The organism is Burkholderia sp. Bp8992, from assembly GCF_003853705.1.
Lineage (GTDB): Bacteria > Pseudomonadota > Gammaproteobacteria > Burkholderiales > Burkholderiaceae > Burkholderia.
The window spans coordinates 118,187-135,273 of sequence record NZ_QTQI01000007.1 but is presented as its reverse complement, the minus strand read 5'-3'; the positions used below and the strand labels follow the sequence as shown (position 1 = coordinate 135,273).

Sequence of the window (17,087 nt, the reverse complement as noted above, 5' to 3'; positions counted from 1 at the left end):
TCAACGATCCTTCGGGTCAAGCGCATCCCGCAGGCCGTCGCCGACGAAATTCACGCAGTAAAGCGTCACGCAAAGCATCACGGCCGGGGCCAGCAGCAGCCACGGCATCGATTCCAGTTTCTGCGCGCCGTCCTGGATCAGCACGCCCCAGCTCGTCATCGGCTCCTGCACGCCGAGGCCGAGGAACGACAGCACCGATTCGGTCAGCACGATGCCCGGCACCGAGACCGTCGCGTACACGACGACCACGCCGAGCAGGTTCGGCACGACATGGCGCCGCACGATCGTGGCCGGCGTCACGCCGATCGCACGCGCCGCATCGACGAACTCGCGGTTGCGCAGCGACAGCGTCTGGCCGCGCACGACGCGCGCCATGTCGATCCACGAGAACGCGCTGATGGTCAGCACGACCAGCATGAACGAGCGGCCGAACAGGGTCATCATCAGGATCGCGATCAGCAGGTACGGGATCGCGTACATCATGTCGACGACGCGCATCATCACGGAGTCGACGCGGCCGCCCGCGAAGCCCGCGGTCGCGCCCCACGCGACGCCGAACAGGCCGGACACGAGCGTGCCGAGCACGCCGACCTCGATCGACACGCGACCGCCGATCAGCGTGCGCACGAGCAGGTCGCGGCCAAGCTCGTCGGTGCCGAACCAGTGCTGGTTCGCCCAGGTCGGCGGCAGGCTGATCGCGCCCCAGTCGCTCGCGGCGGGATCGGCCGCAAGCAGCCACGGGCCGACGAAGCAGGCGAGCGTGACCAGCGCCAGCAGCACGAGGCTGAACACGGCCGCGCGGTTGTGAAGGAAGCGCGCCATCGCGAGCGCGAGCGGCGAGCGCGAACGGGGCGGCGAATCGGTCTGCACGGGCAGGCCGACGACGGGAGTAGTCGGAGTCATCGCGGTGCCTCGCTCAATAACGGATGCGCGGATCGAGCCACGCATACGCGAGGTCGACCAGCAGGTTGAACAGCACGGCGCAGACGGTAGTCAGGACGACGAGGCCGAGCACCAGCGTGTAGTCGCGGTTGATGGCGCCGTTCACGACGAGCTGCCCGAGGCCCGGCAGCGCGAACACCGACTCGGTGACGACGGCCGCCGTGATCGACGAGATGCAGACCGTGCCGAACAGCGACACGACCGGCATCAGCGCGGGCTTGAGCGCATGGCGCAGCACGATCGTCGAGCCCGGCAGGCCCTTGGCGCGCGCGGTGCGGATGTAGTTGCTCGACAGCGTCTCGATCATCGAGCCGCGCATCACGCGCGCGAGCAGCGACATGTTGATGAAGGTCAGCAGCACGATCGGCAGCAGCCGGTACTGCCAGCCGCCGTCGCCCCAGCCGCCTGCCGGCAGCCAGCCGTTGCCGGCCGACGTCTTCAGCAGGATCGCGAAGATCCACACGAGCACGGGGCCGAGCACGAACGGCGGCACGACGTTGCCGACGTTGCCGATCAGCATCACGACGCGGTCGATGAAGCTGTCGCGGCGCACCGCCGCGACGGTGCCGAGCAGCACGCCGAGCCCGATCGAGATCGGGATCGACACGCCGCCCACGCCGAGGCTCACGGGCAGCGCCTTCTTCACGAGGTCGTTCACCGACCAGTCGACGTAGCGGAACGACGGACCGAGATCGCCATGCAGCAGCGAATCGAGGTACATCAGGTACTGCTTCCACAGCGGCTGGTCGAGGTGGTACTTCGCGTTCAGGTTCGCGAGCGTCGCGGCGGACAACTGCTTTTCCGTATCGAACGGACCGCCGGGCGTGAAGTGCAGCAGCAGGTAGCAGACGGTGACGACCGCGAGGATCGTCGGCACCGCCCACAACGTGCGCCTCAATGCGTAGGCCAGCATGATCGCTCCGCTCAGTGCTTGATCAGGTACATGTCCTGCGAAGCACGCATGTCGATCACGTTCTTCAGGGAGTAGCCGCCCACATAGGGCTTCACGAGACGATCGGCCGAGTACTGGAACAGCGGCACCATCGGCGTGTCGCTCAGCGCCAGGTCGTGCGCCTGCGTGAGCAGCGCGGCGCGTGCCTTGTCGTCGAGCTTCTGGTTGCCTTCGTCGACGAGCGCGTCGGCCTGCTTGTTGCAGTAGCCGACGGTGTTCTGCGCGCTGCCGCAGCGCAGCAGGTCGAAGAACGTCATCGCGTCGTTGTAGTCGGCGAACCAGCCGTCACGGGCGATCTGCACCTTGCCGTCATGACGCTCCTTCATCAGCACCTTGAACTCGACGTTCTCGAGCTTCGTATTGATGCCGAGCTTGGTGCGCCATTCCGACGCGGCGAACAGCGCGACCTTCTTGTGCAGGTCGTTGGTGTTGTACGTCAGCGTGAACGACAGCGGCTTCGCATCCGAGTAGCCGGCCTGCTTCAGCAGGTTCTTCGCGGTCTCGACGCGCTTGGCCATCGGCCACGACGCCCAATCCGGCGTGAACGGCTGCACGCCCTTCGTGCCGTTCGGCATCAGGCCGTACATCGGCTTCTCGCCGGCCTGCGTGAGCCGTTGCGTCAGCACGTCGCGATCGAGCACCATCGACAGCGCCTGGCGCACGCGCTTGTCCTTCAGTGCCGGATCGCTGTTGTTCAGGTAGTAGTAATAGGTCGCGAGCTGCAGGCCCTGGCGCAGTTCGCCGCCGAACTGCTTGCTGACCTGCTGGAAGATCCCCGACGGGATCGAGTAGCTGTAGTCGATCTGGCCGGCCTGGTACATGCGCAACGCCGTCTCGTCGCTCTCGATCGGCAGGTACGTGACCTTGTTGATCACGACCTTCGGCGCGTTCCAGTACTTCGCATCCTTCGAGATCACGATGCGGTTGTTCGGCTGCCAGTCGACGAGCTGGTATGCGCCGTTGCTGACGATGTTGCCCGGGCGCGTCCATGCGTCGCCGAGCTTCGTCACCGTGTCCTTGTTCACCGGCGCGAGCGGCACCATGGCCGTCAGTTCCGGGAAGAATGCGACCGGCACGTCGGTCGTCACTTCCAGCGTGTACGGATCGACGGCGCGCACGCCGAGCGTCGACGGCGCGGCCTTGCCCGCGATGATGTCCTTCGAGTTCTTCACGAACTCGACGAGGATCGTGTACTTCGAGCCCGTCTTCGGATCGACGAGGCGCTGCCACGAATATACGAAATCGGCGGCCGTCACCGGCTGGCCGTTGCTCCACTTCGCGTCATGGCGAAGCTTGAAGATCCATGTTTGCGGCGTCTTGCGCTCCCACGACAGCGCGACGCCCGGCACGACCTGGCCGGCCGCATCGATGCGGGCCAGCCCTTCGAACAGGTCGAGGCCGATCGTGTTGCCGGTCCACGATTCGATGTGCGCGGGGTCGAGCGACTCGATTTCGGCGGGCACCTGTCGCGTCAGGTCCTGTTGGGGAGCGAGCGCGACGTTCGACGGGACGGTAACGGCGTGGGCAACAGGCGTCGTCAGGGCGAGCGCGGCCAGCACGGCCGACATGGCATGCAAGGATTTCATCGTGGCAGTCTTGAGAAGGTTTGTTCGGTGAGCGTCGCGCGGCGGATGCCGCGGCTTACGCGTGAGACGCTGACGGGTGCAGCGATTGAGGAGGCCCGTGATTCTCGTGTAGCATTTTAGTATTCCTTACGTTTCTTTCGACAGGCATCCCGTCTTGGAAACGAAGGAATACCTGTGCGTTAGAACAGCCTAGGTGTACCTACCCAGACCACCACCGACTCGACTTTCGCGGTGTTGACCCAACTGTGCGGCACCGTCGACTGATAATGCGAACTGTCGCCGGCCTGCAGGACGAACGTCTTGCCTTCCAGCGTCAGCGACACTTCCCCTTCAATCACATACAGGAATTCCTCTCCTGCATGTGTCGTCACCTCGGACCGCTTCTGCCCCGGCGGCATCCTCACGAGGATCGCCTCCAGCTGGCGCCCTTCGGACACGTTCGTCAGCCTTGCGAACAGGTTCGCCGAATCGGCAAACCCGAAGAAGCGCAGCTGATCGCCTCGGCAGACCGAGCGTTCCTCGCTCGGCGTATCCACGAAGTACTGCACCGTCACACCGAGCGCGTGCGCAATACCTGCCAGCGACGTCAGTGACGGCGACGCGAGCCCGCGCTCGACTTGAGACAGAAACGGCTTCGAAATCCCGGCGGCGGTAGCGGTGTCGTCGAGCGTGCGCTTCAGACGTTGGCGCAACGCGCGAATCTTGCTGCCAAGTGCGACAGCGTCTGCCGATCGCGAGTTTTCAGTGGGGGGAACCATAGCAGGCCGAAAAGTGGTCGTCAAAAAATGTTTGATGGAAAGTAACTAAGTTAATTGGAGATAGCTTAATCTTCGGGTTCGCACACGCCTTCGGCATTGAGCCCGGTGCACTAAACAGGGCCCGAAGCGAGCGAAACGACGCGCTATCTTGCCAGACTCGCAGGCTTCACAGGCAAGCTGCAAGCGGCTCTCCGGGAATCTGCGGAGAACGGGCGCGAAGCTTACAAATAAATGATGAGACGAATGTTCCTGAAAGCTGCTGCCATATCGGGAGTTTCCCTAAGTGGCGCGGACCCGACGCACCGGACCGGCAAACGTTACCATTCGCGCGCCGGTCGGGGTCGCGCCCCGCCTTCCGGCGCGGCGTCCCACCCCGGCCCGGGCTAACCGCCCGACTGCTCCATCGCCGACGCAAAGCCTACCCGGCCACAGTGCTCCGGCGCCAGTTCGACCCCCAAGACGACGCGCGATCCGTGCCGTCCGTTTCAACCGAGATTGATGATGCATTCACCTGTTTCACAAACCCGATCGTTCACGACGGTCTTCCTCATCGAAATGTGGGAGCGCTTCGGCTATTACGGCATGGCCGCGCTCCTGGTCCTCTTCATGGTCGACCGGCTCGGTTTCACCGACAGCCATGCGAACCTGACCTGGGGTGCGTTCACCGCGCTCGTCTATGCGGCACCGTCGATCGGCGGCTGGATCGGCGACAAGGTGCTCGGCGCCCGTCGCACGATGATCATCGGCGCGTCCGTGCTGTGCGCCGGCTACCTGATGCTCGCGGTACCGAACGACCACCTGGCGTACATGTATGCGTCGCTCGGCGTGATCGTCGTCGGCAACGGCCTGTTCAAGGCCAACGCGGCGAACCTCGTGCGCCGCATCTACGAAGGCGACGACGCGCGCATCGACAGCGCGTTCACGATCTACTACATGGCGGTCAACATCGGCTCGACGGTGTCGATGCTCGCGACGCCGTGGATCAAGGATCACTGGGGCTGGCACACCGCGTTTGCGGTCTGCTGCGGCGGCATGCTGCTCGCGATCCTCAACTTCATGCTGATGCATCGCACGCTCGCACACGTCGGCTCGCAGCCGGACGACGAACCGATCCGCTGGAAGCGCCTCGGCGCGGTGGCGCTGGGCGGCGTCGGGCTCGCGCTGGTCACGCTGTACGTGCTGCAGCACAAGCAGCTCGCCGTGGCCAGCGTGTGGACGGCCGCGTTCGCGATCCTCGCGATCTTCGCCTACATGATCGCGAAGTCGGAGCGCTCGGAGCGCGCGGGCCTGATCGCGGCACTCGTGCTGATCGGCCAGGTGATCCTGTTCTTCATCTTCTACGTGCAGATGTCGACGTCGCTGACGCTGTTCGCGCTGCGCAACGTCGATCCGCGCTTCATGCTGTTCGGTACGACGCTGTTCACGTGGAGCGCCGCGCAGTTCCAGGCGCTGAACCCGATCTGGATCATGCTGCTGAGCCCGGTGCTCGTGTGGATCTACAACGCCGTCGCGAAGGGCGGCCGCGACCTGCCGGTCGCCGCGAAGTACGCGCTCGGCTTCGGTGCGGTGGCCGCAGGCTACCTGGTGTTCACGATCAGCGGCCGCTATGCGGTGGACGGCCGCGTGTCGTCGTGGTTCATGGTGTGGGGCTACGGCCTCTACTCGCTCGGCGAACTGCTGGTGAGCGGCCTCGGCCTCGCGATGATCGCCCGCTATGTGCCGGCGCGCATGAGCGGCTTCATGATGGGTGCGTATTTCGTCGCGACGGGCGTGTCGCAGTATCTGGGCAGCGTCGTCGCGAACTTCGCGCAGATGCCGTCGCACGAGCTGCCGGCCACCGAATCGCTGCCGCTCTACCTGTCGCTGTTCGAGAAGCTCGGCTGGCTCGCCGCGATCGGCATGGTGCTCGCCCTGCTGCTGCTGCCGCTGATGAACCGCCTGTCGCGCCAGCATCAGCGCTGCGTGGAAGAGCGTCGCGAAGAAACGCTGCAGGCGCAGGGCGTCGCCGCGATCCAGTAAGTACTATCCCTTGGCGTGCGGCCTGCACGCCACATTCTCCCGCCAGGCACGCGAACGCGTCCTACACTGGTTGCAGGACGCGCATCCGCTTCCCGCGATGCGCCTGGCGGGAGAAACCCATGAAAAGCAAGACCACGCGGCTGCTGAGAATACTGTCGGACATCCGGCACGCTCAGCGCTGCACCGCGATGCGCGCCGCCCGGGCCGCAGCCGAAGCCGACGCGGTACTCGCGGAACGCGACGATCCCGCGCAGGACGAACGCGACGACACCGAACCCGACGACGCAACCGTCGTGCCCCGCTCCCGTATCGACTCACCTCACTGACGCCGCGCGGCGCATGCCGTGCCGCACGCGCCACCTCCCGCGCCGCCTACGCGGCCGCACTGCGCCACCGCGCGATCCACGTTCCCGAACCGGCCACGGCCATCATCAGCCCGAGCGCGCACGCGTCGGCCACGAGGCCCACGCCGACCTGCCGCAGGTCGGCGCTGCGCACGACCGGATGCAGCAGCGAATCGATGACGAGCGAAATCGCCGCGCCTGCCACGAAGCAGATCAGCCCGCGCTGGCCGACCGCCACGACGGGCCGCACACCCTGTGCGATCCGCGCGATCCAGCCGAAGCGCACGCAATCGGCCATCAGCCATGCGACGGCCGCGAAGCTCACGACGCGCGGCAGCGCGAGGTCGCGCTTGAACACGCCTTCCGGCAGCGGCAACCCCGAGAACAGCTTGTAGCTCGCGCAACCGAGCACGACCGCGCACGCGAGCCCGGTCGCCGCCGCGCCCCAGCGCCCGAGCGCGACGTGCCGGTAAAACGGCTGGCAGCGCGCCAGCACGCCGGCGACGAACATCAGCTGCCAGGCGAACGGGTTGAAGCTCCAGCGAAAGCCGTCGGTGTCCAGCAGCTCGGGGCCGAGCCAGCCGGCCGCGATCCACGATGCGACGCTGAACGCGACGAGCAGCCACGGATGGCGGCGTGCGAACGGCACGAGCACCGGTGACGCGAGCGCGAACAGCACGTACATCGGCAGCACCGACGCGAGATACGGCTGGCGCTGGAACGTCAGCAATTCGGCCAGGCCCGTGAGCGGCGACGCAAGCATCACGCTGACGTCGTCGAGCGAGAGGTTCGGCGCATCGATCCCGTAGTGGTCGAGCACGGCCGACACGACCAGCATCAGCGTCGACGTCGCGAGAAACGCGCGGTAGATCTGCATCGCGCGGCGCACGAACCGCGCCTGCGCCGCGCGCGCGCCGTGCCGCTCGGCGATCGCGCCGTACGCGCTCGCGGTCGCGAAGCCGCCGAGAAACACGAACACCTCGGCCGCATCGCACAGCGCGAACGCGTGCAGCGTCACGCGCGACAGCACGCTCGCGCCGATGTGATCGACGACGATCATCAACAGCACGAGCCCGCGGAAGAAGTCGATTTCGATCAGGCGGCCGCTGCGTGGCGGCTGGACCGTGGCGGGAGGCGGCGGGCTCAACGACATGAGCGCACCTGCACGACGGCGGTGCGGCACGCACCGGGGAAGGGATCGGAAAGGAGAAGGCGAGCGCGATCAGCGGCGATGCGCGTATGCTCGCATCGCGCCAACCCGGCTGGCCAGGCACGGAGATGACCGTTCATTGAAAAGCTGCATACGAAGGGAAGTCGTTCAGACCAGTCTAATGGCCGATCAGGGGAGACCCTAAGTAACAAAGTGCAACCGAATCTTCTCTTCGATTACACGCGCGAGCCTTGTGGGGCAAGGCGGTCGGCGCCGCCAGATTCGCGTCAGCGCGACGCCAGTTCGCGGCCAGCATCGTCGCATTCGACCGCCGAACGACTCCCGTTCGATCGTCGATCGATCGGCGAGGCGCGGCACGTTCCGTGCGGCCCCGGCATCGCGATCGACGCTTATCCGCGTGCGGGCAGACGCCGCATCAGCATTGCGCTGTGCCACGCAGTGAGCGCGACGGCGACCCAGATCGGCCCGTACGTCGCGAGCTTCGCGACGCTCAGCGTCTCGCCGAGCAGCAGCAGCGACACCGCGACGAGCAGCACGGGTTCGACGTAGCCGAGGATCCCGAACAGTGCCATCGGCAGCATCCGGCTCGCCTTCAGGTAGCTCGCGAGCGCGAGCGTGCTGAGGATGCCGAGCCCCGGCAGCAGCACCGCCCACAGCACCGGATGCGTTGCGACGCGAGTCGTGCTCGTCGCGACCATCGCGAACGCGACCGGGCCCAGCAGCGCGATCTCGATCGCGAACGCGGCCAGCGAATCGGCGTTGATCCGCCGGCGCAGCACGAAATACGGCGGATAGCCGAGCGCGACGACGAGTGTCGGCCACGCGAACGCGCGCGTCGCCCACACTTCGTGCGCGACGCCGAGCGCGGCGCACGCGACCGCCGCCCATTGCAGCGGGTCGAGCCGTTCGTGATAGTAGAAGCGGCCGACGATCACCATCGTCAGCGGCAGCAGGAAATAGCCGAGCGACACTTCGAGCATGCGGCCGTGCAGCGGCGCCCACAGGAACAGCCACAGCTGCACGCCGAGCAGCGCCGCGCTCACCGGAAGCGCGATCAGCAGGCGCCAGTCGCGCGCGGTGCGCCGCGCGAGCTCGACGAGCGACGGCCAGCGGCCGCGCAGTGCGATCAGCGCGAATGCGCACGGCGCGGTCCACAATACGCGCCACGCGAAGATGTCGAGCCCCGTGAGCGGCGCGAGCAGTTTCGCGTAAGCCGACATCAGCGCGAACAGCGTCGACGCCATCACCGACAGCATGAGGCCGCGCCCGGCTTCCGGATACCCCGTCATGATTGTTGTGTGCCTCTTACTGCTGCTGGAAACGCTCGAAGCGTCTTTCGGTCTGGCGTTCCTCGAACGTCACCTCGGTCACGCGCGCGGCCGGCGGCCCGTGACGCAGCCATGCGAGCATCCGGTCGATCTGCGCGCCGGGGCCCTGGATCATCGCCTCGACGGTGCCGTCCTCGAGATTCGCGACCCAGCCGCGCAGTTTCAGCGCATGCGCCTCGCGCACCGTCGCATGACGGAAACCGACGCCCTGCACGACGCCGCGCACCCGCACGTAGTAGGTCTCGATCCGTTCGTCCAGTTCATTGCGGCTCATCGCGTCGCCCTCCCGTTGCATTCAAGCCCGGCATTGTAGTCGCGTCGGCCGCTTCGCACACGCGCCGGCCAGGCGTCGCCGCGCGCGCCGACCACGTACAATCTCGCCGATGCCCAACCGCCGCGCCGCCCGCGCGCGGCCCTGAAGGAAACGCATGACTGATACCTCCCGCGATCTCGTTCTCGTCACCGGCGCGTCCGGTTTCGTCGGCTCGGCCGTCGCACGCATTGCGCAGCAGAAAGGCTATGCGGTGCGCGTGCTCGTGCGCCCGACCAGCCCGCGCACGAACGTCGCGGATCTCGATGCCGAGATCGTCACCGGCGACATGCGCGACGAGGCGTCGATGCGCGCCGCGCTGCGCGGCGTGCGCTACCTGCTGCACGTCGCGGCCGACTACCGGCTGTGGGCGCCCGATCCCGACGAAATCGAGCGCGCGAACCTCGAGGGGGCCGTCGCGACGATGCGCGCGGCCCGCGCGGAGGGCGTCGAGCGGATCGTCTACACGAGCAGCGTCGCGACGCTGAAGGTGACAAGCGCCGGCGACCCGTCCGACGAGAACCGGCCGCTCACGGCCGAGCAGGCGATCGGCGTGTACAAGCGCAGCAAGGTGCTCGCGGAGCGCGCGGTCGAGCGGATGATCGCCGACGAAGGGCTGCCGGCCGTGATCGTCAATCCGTCGACGCCGATCGGCCCGCGCGACGTGAAGCCGACGCCGACCGGCCGCATCATCGTCGAAGCCGCGCTCGGCAAGATTCCCGCGTTCGTCGATACGGGGCTCAACCTCGTGCACGTCGACGACGTCGCGCACGGCCACTTCCTCGCGCTCGAGCGCGGCCGGATCGGCGAGCGCTACATCCTCGGCGGCGAGAACCTGCCGCTGCAGCAGATGCTCGCCGACATCGCGCAGATGACGGGCCGCAAGGCGCCGACGATCGCGCTGCCGCGCTGGCCGCTGTACCCGCTCGCGGTCGGCGCCGAAGCGGTCGCGAAGTTCACGAAGAAGGAACCGTTCGTCACCGTGGACGGGCTGCGGATGTCGAAGAACAAGATGTATTTCACGTCCGCGAAGGCCGAGCGCGAGCTCGGCTACCGTGCGCGTCCATACCGCGAAGGGCTGCGCGATGCGCTCGACTGGTTCGGCTCGGCGGGCTACCTGAAGTAACACAAAGCGGCGCGCCTCGCGCCGCTTTGCGCATTTTGTTACACGTCCCGCGCGGACCGGCACCGGCGCAGCGGTTAAAATCGCGGGTCTTACGCAGAGAAGACACGCATGAACCTGAACGATCAGATCGCTTCGCTCGCCACGGGCGTCGATCAGCTCCTCCACGATCACCACGCCGCCCAGCAGGCGGCACGCAGCGCGGAAGCCTTCGCGCGCGCCGCCGCGGCGGAAGCCCAGGCCGCGGCCGAGCGTCACGCCGCCGCGGAAACCGAGGCGCAGGCTGCCGCGCAGCGCCACACGGCCGCTGCTGCCGACGCCGAAGCCGCGCAGCAACGCCACGCCGCCGCGACCGCCACCGCCGAAGCTGCCGCCCAACGTCACACCGATGCCGCCGCGCAAGCCGAGGCGGCCGTGCAGCGCCATGCGGAAGCCACCGCGCTGACCGAAGCGCTCGCGCAGCGTCACGCGGATGCCGAAGCCGCGTCGCAGCGCCACGCGGCCGCGATCGCCGAAGCCGAGGCCGCCGCGCAGCGTCATCACGCCGCCGCGACCGAAGCCGATGCGGCCGCACAACGCCATGCGGCCGCGACGGTCGAAGCCGAAGCCGCCGCGAAGCGCCACGCGGAAGCGACGACCGAGGCCGAAGCTGCCGCACGACGCCATACGGCTGCGATCGCCGAGGCCGAAGCACTCGCGCAGCGTCACGCGCAGGCGATCGCCGAAGCCGAGGCTGCCGCGCAGCGTCACGCCGAAGCGGCCGCCGAGGCCGAAGCCGTCACGCAGCGCCACGCGGCAGCGATCGCGCAGGCCGAAGCCGCCGCGCAACGTCACGCGCAGGCGACCGCCGAAGCCGAGGCCGTCACGCAGCGCCATACCGAAGCGATCGCGCAGGCCGAAGCGGCCGCGCAGCACCACGCGAAGGCCATCGCCGACGCGGAGGCGCTGGTCGAGGCCGTCGTCAAGGAAGCCGCGACGCACGCGGTTGCCGCCCCGGCCGTTGCGGCCGAAGTCGTCGAAGCGGCACCGGCGGATACGCCGGCGGCTGAACCGGTCGCGAGCGCAGTTGCAACGCTTGAGGCAGAAACGGCCGACGTTTCCGCTGCGGCTGCAGCCGGTACTGCGATCGTCCCGGCGGCGCAAGCCGAACCCGCGGTCGACGTCGAGGCCGCGCCCGCCCCGGCCGACAAGGCGACGCTGCACGTCGCGCGCCCGTCCCAGAACGAACTCACGCTGACCGTCAACGGCCAGTCGATCACGCTGCATCCGGAGCAACTGGGCCAGCTGATCGAGGAGCTCGCGCACGCACGCGCGTCGATGCAGCCGGAGCCGCCGCCCGGCATCCCGGCCGGCTGGCGTTTCGTGACGACGAAGAACCCGATGATGGCCGTGCAGAAGCAGTCGAACGGCGACCGCCTGCTGGTCGCGCGCCACACCGGCTACGGCTGGGTGCCGTTCACGTTCTCGCCGGACGTCGTGGTCCAGATGTACATGATGCTGACCCAGCGGTAAGCACGCGCACCGTCGGCGGCCCCGCCGAAAACGACACAGCCCGACCGGTTCGCACCGCTCGGGCTGTTTGCTTTCACGCTGCCGGGAGACATGCCTCCCGGGCAATCGAGACTCAGCGATCCACCGGCGCCTGCACGCGCGCCTTCCACTGGCCGCCCTTGCCGCGCCAGTAGCGCCACGCCGACGCGAACGTCGCGCCCACGTAGAACAGCGCGACGAGCGGCAGCGCGGGCGCCCACAGCGGCGAGCGGCGGTAGTAGCGCAGCATCGGCGCATACGCGGCGCACATCGACGCCCACGCGAGCCAGGCCGGCCATGCACGCGCGCCGTACGCGAGCGCCGCGACGGGCGGCACGAGGTAGATGATCGTCATCCCGAGCAGCGTGCCGGCCAGCAGCAGCGGCGAATAGTGCAGCTGCGTGAACGCGGTGCGCGCGATCATGTTCCAGATGTCGTGCCAGCTGTCGTACGGGCGCAGCGACACGCTGCGGTCGGCGAGGTCGAGCCGGATCGGATGGCGGCCGCTGCCGCGATGCTTGATCTGCGCGGCCAGGCTGCAATCGTCGATTAGCGCGCCGCGGATCGACTCGATGCCGCCCGCTTCCTCGAGCGCCGTGCGCTTCACGAGCATGCAGCCGCCGGCGGCGCCGGCCGTGCGGTTGCGCGGGTTGTTGATCCACGAGAACGGGTACAGCTTCGCGAAGAAGAACACGAACGCCGGGATCAGCGCCTTTTCCCAGAACGAATCGCAACGCAGCCGCACCATCAGCGACACGAGATCGCGGTTCTCGGCCTGCGCGCGCGTGACCAGCTGCGCGACGGCGTCGGGCGGATGGCCGATGTCGGCATCCGTCAGCAGCAGGTAGTCGGCCGGCAGGCCGAGCGTCTGCACCGCGGCGATCCCCTGCGACTGCGCCCACACCTTGCCCGACCAGCCGGCCGGCAGCGGCTTCGCGCCCAGCACCGTCAGCCGGTCGGCGCGGTTGATCGCGAGCGCGGCCGCGCGGGCCGCATCGGCGGTGCCGTCGTCGCTGTGGTCGTCGACGATGATCAGATGAAATTCGCCCGCGTAGTCCTGCTCGAGCAGCGAAGTCGCCGCGCGGGCGATCACGTCGGCTTCGTTACGCGCCGGCACGACCGCGACGACGGCCGGCCAGCCGGCCTCGGCCGCCGCCCCGCGCGCCTCGGGCGGCAGCGGCCGCGCGGGCTGCGCACGCCAGAAGCCGCCGCGCGCGACGAGCAGCACGAGCCAGATCATCAGCGACAGGCCGGACACCAGGAAAGCTATCACCAGCATCATCGGCATGCCTCCTGCCGGTTGCCGACTCGCCCGAGCTTAATTGGGGTCTGGAACAAAACACCCGAAACCGCAGGGGCGGCCGGGCAATACGCGTAAGAATCGACGGTCATCGAATGGCCTTGAAATGAGCGCGACGCCGGGCAGCCGGAGCGGCTGCCCGCGAAACCGCGCAGTTTACCGGGTTCCGCGCGCGCCAGCGCCGACGCGGCTCTCCCGCAATTGCAACAGTGCCGGCACAGCACCGAAGCACGGACGGCGCGATAGGGTTAAAATGCGCGATTAATTCGGGGTTCCGGGGCCTGGCCGGCCGGTTCGTTCCTGCCTTCATAACATCAAGCCGGGGCGAGCAAGCGAGTGCCAGCTCTCGAACCCCGGCGTCTGTCGTCGGAGTTCGCTCACCTATGCGAGTCATCCTTGCCCAGCCCCGCGGCTTTTGTGCGGGGGTTGTCCGTGCGATCGAGATCGTCGATCGCGCGCTGCAGCAGCACGGTGCGCCGGTTTATGTACGCCATGAAATCGTGCATAACCGGCACGTCGTAGAAAATCTGCGTAATAAAGGGGCACGATTCGTTGAGGAGCTCGACGAGGTGCCGCACGGCGCTGTCGCGATCTTCAGCGCGCACGGTGTCGCCCAGACGGTGGAGCGCGACGCGGAAACGCGCGGGCTCGACGTGCTCGATGCGACCTGTCCGCTCGTCACGAAGGTGCACGTGCAGGGCCGCCAGTATGTCGGGGCCGGCCGCCGGCTGATCCTGATCGGCCACGCGGGCCACCCGGAAGTCGAGGGTACGATCGGCCAGATTCCGGCCGAGGTAATCCTCGTGCAGAGCGAGGCCGAAGTCGATACGCTGACGCTGCCCGTCGACACGCCGGTTGCGTACATCACGCAGACCACGCTGTCGGTCGACGATACGCGCGGCATCATCGAAGCGCTGCAGCGCCGGTTCACCGACATCGTCGGCCCGGACACGCGCGACATCTGCTACGCGACGCAAAATCGCCAGGCCGCCGTGCGCGAGCTGAGCGAACAGGTTGACGTGCTGCTCGTCGTCGGTGCGACGAACAGCTCGAACTCGAACCGCCTGCGCGAGATCGGCACCGAAAGCGGTGTGCCGAGCTATCTCGTCGCGGACGGCTCGGAAGTGAAGGCCGAATGGTTCACGGGTGTGCAGACGGTCGGCCTGACGGCCGGCGCGTCGGCGCCCGAAGAGATGGTCGAGGATGTAATTGGCGCGCTGCGCGCACTGGGGCCCGTCGATGTCGCGACGATGGCGGGCCGTGAAGAAAAAGTCGAATTCAAGCTGCCGGCGAAGCTCACGCAAGCTGTCGCCCGCGAAGTTTAAGGAGGACATCCCTTGTCTATTCCGCTGCTCCAGCAAGTCCGTGTCGGCGCCTACATCGTGCGCCAGCACCTGTCCGGCAACAAACGCTATCCGCTCGCGCTGATGCTCGAGCCGCTGTTCCGCTGCAACCTCGCGTGCAACGGCTGCGGCAAGATCGATTATCCGGATCCGATCCTGAACCAGCGCCTGTCCGTCGAGGAATGCCTGCAGGCCGTCGACGAGTGCGGCGCGCCCGTCGTGTCGATCGCCGGCGGCGAGCCGCTGCTCCACAAGGAGATGCCGGAAATCGTCAAGGGCATCATGAAGCGCAAGAAATTCGTGTACCTGTGCACGAACGCGCTGCTGATGGAAAAGAAGATGGACGACTACGAGCCGAGCCCGTATTTCGTCTGGTCGGTCCACCTCGACGGCGACAAGGAAGCGCACGATCACTCGGTGTCGCAGGAAGGCGTGTACGACAAGGCCGTCGCGGCAATCAAGGAAGCGAAGCGCCGCGGCTTCCGCGTGAACATCAACTGCACGCTGTTCAACGATGCCGTGCCGGAGCGCGTCGCGAAGTTCTTCGACACGCTGGGCCCGATCGGCGTCGACGGCATCACGGTGTCGCCGGGTTACGCCTATGAGCGCGCGCCGGATCAGCAGCACTTCCTGAACCGCGACAAGACGAAGAACCTGTTCCGCGAAATCCTGAAGCGCGGCGAAGGCGGCAAGCGCTGGTCGTTCAGCCAGTCGTCGCTGTTCCTCGACTTCCTGGCCGGCAACCAGACGTACAAGTGCACGCCGTGGGGCAACCCGGCGCGTACGGTGTTCGGCTGGCAGAAGCCGTGCTACCTGGTCGGCGAAGGTTACGTGAAGACCTTCAAGGAACTGATGGAAACGACGGAGTGGGACAACTACGGCGTCGGCAACTACGAGAAGTGCGCGGACTGCATGGTCCACTGCGGCTTCGAGGCGACGGCCGTGATGGACACCATCTCGAACCCGCTGAAGGCGCTGCGCGTGAGCCGCAAGGGCATCAAGACCGACGGCCCGTTCGCACCGGACATCTCGATCGCAAAGCAGCGTCCGGCCGAGTACGTGTTCTCGCGCCACGTCGAGATCAAGCTCGAGGAAATCCAGCGCGCCGGCAAGGGCAAGCTGCAGAAACCGGCGAAGCCGGCAACGGCTGCTTAAGCAGCACGTTGCGCCGCGCGGAGGTTTGCGCCTTCGCAGCGGCCACGCATCGAAGAAGCGCCACGGAGTTCGCTCCGTGGCGCTTTTTGTTTTGACGGACGCCGTGTGACGGGCAGCGCTTGCGCGCCTGCGCGCGGGGGCGAACGTCAGATGCCTAACTTCGCGACTCAGCCGCGGCGATCAGTTGCCACGCGGTCGGCCCCGGATCGAGCAGCGGGTCGGACGGCGGATCGAGATCGTGCCGATGCGCGTCCTCGGACGGCAATGCCTGCCATTTCGCGATGCCGATTTCGTCGCCGCATACGGTGCATCGATAGATGCCCGCGATCGTCACCTTGCTGCCCGGCGGCAGATTCTCGCTGAATGCGCGGCCACTTCCGCATGTGAAGTAGCCGCCGCTCCTGTATAGCGCCATCGCTCCTCCTGACTAAAACGAATGCGTTCGCGTCGACACGCACGACCGTCGCAAACGCGAGGATGGATCCTCGTCACCCGGCCACGCCAGGTTCCAGTCAAGTCATTAGACGGCGCGCGGCCGCGCGATGGAATCGGACGCGTATGAAACACGTCCTGCGGCCTGCCATTCAATGCAGAACGGCCGACGCCCGCATCTTCTCCGCGGCCTGCGCGACGATCCCCGGCTGTTCGGCGGAAGCGAACGTGCAGACATGACGCCACAGCTCGGCCAGCCGATGCCGCGTGAGCGTCGCCACGCATGCGTCGTTGGCAGCGAGCACGCGTTCGAGCACCGCACATTCGTCGTCGTGCAGCATCCAGGCACCGCTTTGCGCGGCTCGCGCCACGCTTGCGTCCAGCACGCGCTCCGCGTCGACGCACAGGTCGATGGTCGCGTCGGGAGAAACCGCATCGTCGAGCGCGAGGAACACCAGATACACGCTCGTGCGCAGCCGCATCAGCAGCGTTTCGCTGCCGTGCTCGCCGCGCAGCGCGACCAGCGCCATGTGGCATTTCAGCGAGATGTCGCGTGCATGCGCGGGCGGCAGCGGCAGCAGCCATTCGCGCGTCAACGGCGGATGGCGACGGCCTTTGCGGGCAGCCTTCATGATGCGACCTCGTTCGCGGACGCGTCATCCCCCGCCGCGCCCGGCCACGCGCGGCGGCACACGGCGGCGCCGCGGCCCGCGTCGCGCGGGGTATTCGCCCGGCGTCGCATGCCGTGCACATCGACGCGCCGCCGTGCCGCGCACGCCTCCGGCAGCTTGCGT

Annotated in this window: 16 protein-coding genes; 6 read left to right on the top strand and 10 right to left on the bottom strand. The window is 67.4% G+C overall.

The genetic code is table 11. The features are described from left to right. From DIE03_RS13255 to DIE03_RS13240, 4 genes are all read right to left on the bottom strand, one after another. Positions 1 to 903, bottom strand: coding sequence for an ABC transporter permease (locus DIE03_RS13255; RefSeq protein ID WP_124450892.1), 903 nt, complete (start codon positions 901 to 903; stop codon positions 1 to 3). A 13-nt stretch (positions 904 to 916) separates the two neighbouring features. Further along, entirely contained in the window at positions 917 to 1,855 is a 939-nt protein-coding gene (locus tag DIE03_RS13250; protein ID WP_124450890.1) for an ABC transporter permease subunit, read from the bottom strand. 11 nt (positions 1,856 to 1,866) lie between these two features. Next, positions 1,867 to 3,480, bottom strand: a complete 1,614-nt coding sequence (locus DIE03_RS13245) for a peptide ABC transporter substrate-binding protein (RefSeq protein ID WP_124450888.1) — start codon at positions 3,478 to 3,480, stop codon at positions 1,867 to 1,869. A 179-nt stretch (positions 3,481 to 3,659) separates the two neighbouring features. Further along, positions 3,660 to 4,238 (bottom strand): cupin domain-containing protein, encoded by a 579-nt coding sequence (locus tag DIE03_RS13240; RefSeq protein ID WP_124450886.1) that lies wholly within the window; start codon positions 4,236 to 4,238, stop codon positions 3,660 to 3,662. A gap of 498 nt (positions 4,239 to 4,736) precedes the next feature. Here DIE03_RS13240 and DIE03_RS13230 point away from each other — a divergent pair, with 498 nt between their 5' ends. Both DIE03_RS13230 and DIE03_RS13225 read left to right on the top strand, forming a co-directional pair. Continuing rightward, complete coding sequence (locus DIE03_RS13230) at positions 4,737 to 6,257, top strand: peptide MFS transporter (protein WP_124450884.1); 1,521 nt, start codon at positions 4,737 to 4,739, stop codon at positions 6,255 to 6,257. A gap of 119 nt (positions 6,258 to 6,376) precedes the next feature. Beyond that, entirely contained in the window at positions 6,377 to 6,583 is a 207-nt protein-coding gene (locus DIE03_RS13225; RefSeq protein WP_124450882.1) for a hypothetical protein, read from the top strand. Positions 6,584 to 6,629: 46 nt separating this feature from the next. Here the strand turns inward: DIE03_RS13225 and DIE03_RS13220 are convergent, their stop codons facing one another. The 3 genes from DIE03_RS13220 to DIE03_RS13210 all read right to left on the bottom strand — a co-directional run bounded on the left by DIE03_RS13220 (position 6,630) and on the right by DIE03_RS13210 (position 9,374). Further along, positions 6,630 to 7,754, bottom strand: a complete 1,125-nt coding sequence (locus DIE03_RS13220; protein ID WP_124450880.1) for an OpgC domain-containing protein — start codon at positions 7,752 to 7,754, stop codon at positions 6,630 to 6,632. A 407-nt stretch (positions 7,755 to 8,161) separates the two neighbouring features. Next, positions 8,162 to 9,061: an EamA family transporter RarD gene (gene rarD / locus DIE03_RS13215; RefSeq protein WP_124450878.1), complete on the bottom strand. Its 900-nt coding sequence runs from the start codon at positions 9,059 to 9,061 to the stop codon at positions 8,162 to 8,164. A gap of 16 nt (positions 9,062 to 9,077) precedes the next feature. Then, complete coding sequence (locus DIE03_RS13210; RefSeq protein WP_034205906.1) at positions 9,078 to 9,374, bottom strand: acylphosphatase; 297 nt, start codon at positions 9,372 to 9,374, stop codon at positions 9,078 to 9,080. 154 nt (positions 9,375 to 9,528) lie between these two features. Here DIE03_RS13210 and hpnA point away from each other — a divergent pair, with 154 nt between their 5' ends. Both hpnA and DIE03_RS13200 read left to right on the top strand, forming a co-directional pair. Further along, entirely contained in the window at positions 9,529 to 10,536 is a 1,008-nt protein-coding gene (gene hpnA / locus DIE03_RS13205; RefSeq protein ID WP_011353724.1) for a hopanoid-associated sugar epimerase, read from the top strand. A 108-nt stretch (positions 10,537 to 10,644) separates the two neighbouring features. Then, complete coding sequence (locus DIE03_RS13200) at positions 10,645 to 12,045, top strand: phage tail protein (RefSeq protein WP_124450876.1); 1,401 nt, start codon at positions 10,645 to 10,647, stop codon at positions 12,043 to 12,045. Between the two features lie 112 nt (positions 12,046 to 12,157). Here the strand turns inward: DIE03_RS13200 and DIE03_RS13195 are convergent, their stop codons facing one another. Next, the gene (locus DIE03_RS13195) at positions 12,158 to 13,345 is read right to left on the bottom strand and encodes a glycosyltransferase (RefSeq protein ID WP_124450874.1); all 1,188 of its coding nucleotides are present in this window, start codon (positions 13,343 to 13,345) and stop codon (positions 12,158 to 12,160) included. A gap of 401 nt (positions 13,346 to 13,746) precedes the next feature. On the opposite strand from DIE03_RS13195, the gene ispH reads away from it, so the two are divergent. Both ispH and hpnH read left to right on the top strand, forming a co-directional pair. After that, positions 13,747 to 14,688 (top strand): 4-hydroxy-3-methylbut-2-enyl diphosphate reductase, encoded by a 942-nt coding sequence (ispH, locus tag DIE03_RS13185; RefSeq protein ID WP_124450870.1) that lies wholly within the window; start codon positions 13,747 to 13,749, stop codon positions 14,686 to 14,688. Between the two features lie 12 nt (positions 14,689 to 14,700). Next, positions 14,701 to 15,861 (top strand): adenosyl-hopene transferase HpnH, encoded by a 1,161-nt coding sequence (hpnH, locus tag DIE03_RS13180; protein WP_069749367.1) that lies wholly within the window; start codon positions 14,701 to 14,703, stop codon positions 15,859 to 15,861. Positions 15,862 to 16,015: 154 nt separating this feature from the next. On the opposite strand, the gene DIE03_RS13175 is transcribed toward hpnH, so the two are convergent. Together DIE03_RS13175 and DIE03_RS13170 are read right to left on the bottom strand one after the other, a co-directional pair. Next, entirely contained in the window at positions 16,016 to 16,276 is a 261-nt protein-coding gene (locus tag DIE03_RS13175; protein WP_124450868.1) for a hypothetical protein, read from the bottom strand. A gap of 169 nt (positions 16,277 to 16,445) precedes the next feature. After that, positions 16,446 to 16,925 carry a hypothetical protein gene (locus DIE03_RS13170; protein WP_124450866.1) on the bottom strand — a complete coding sequence of 160 codons (480 nt, stop codon included), beginning with the start codon at positions 16,923 to 16,925 and terminating at the stop codon, positions 16,446 to 16,448. Positions 16,926 to 17,087 lie beyond the last annotated feature (162 nt).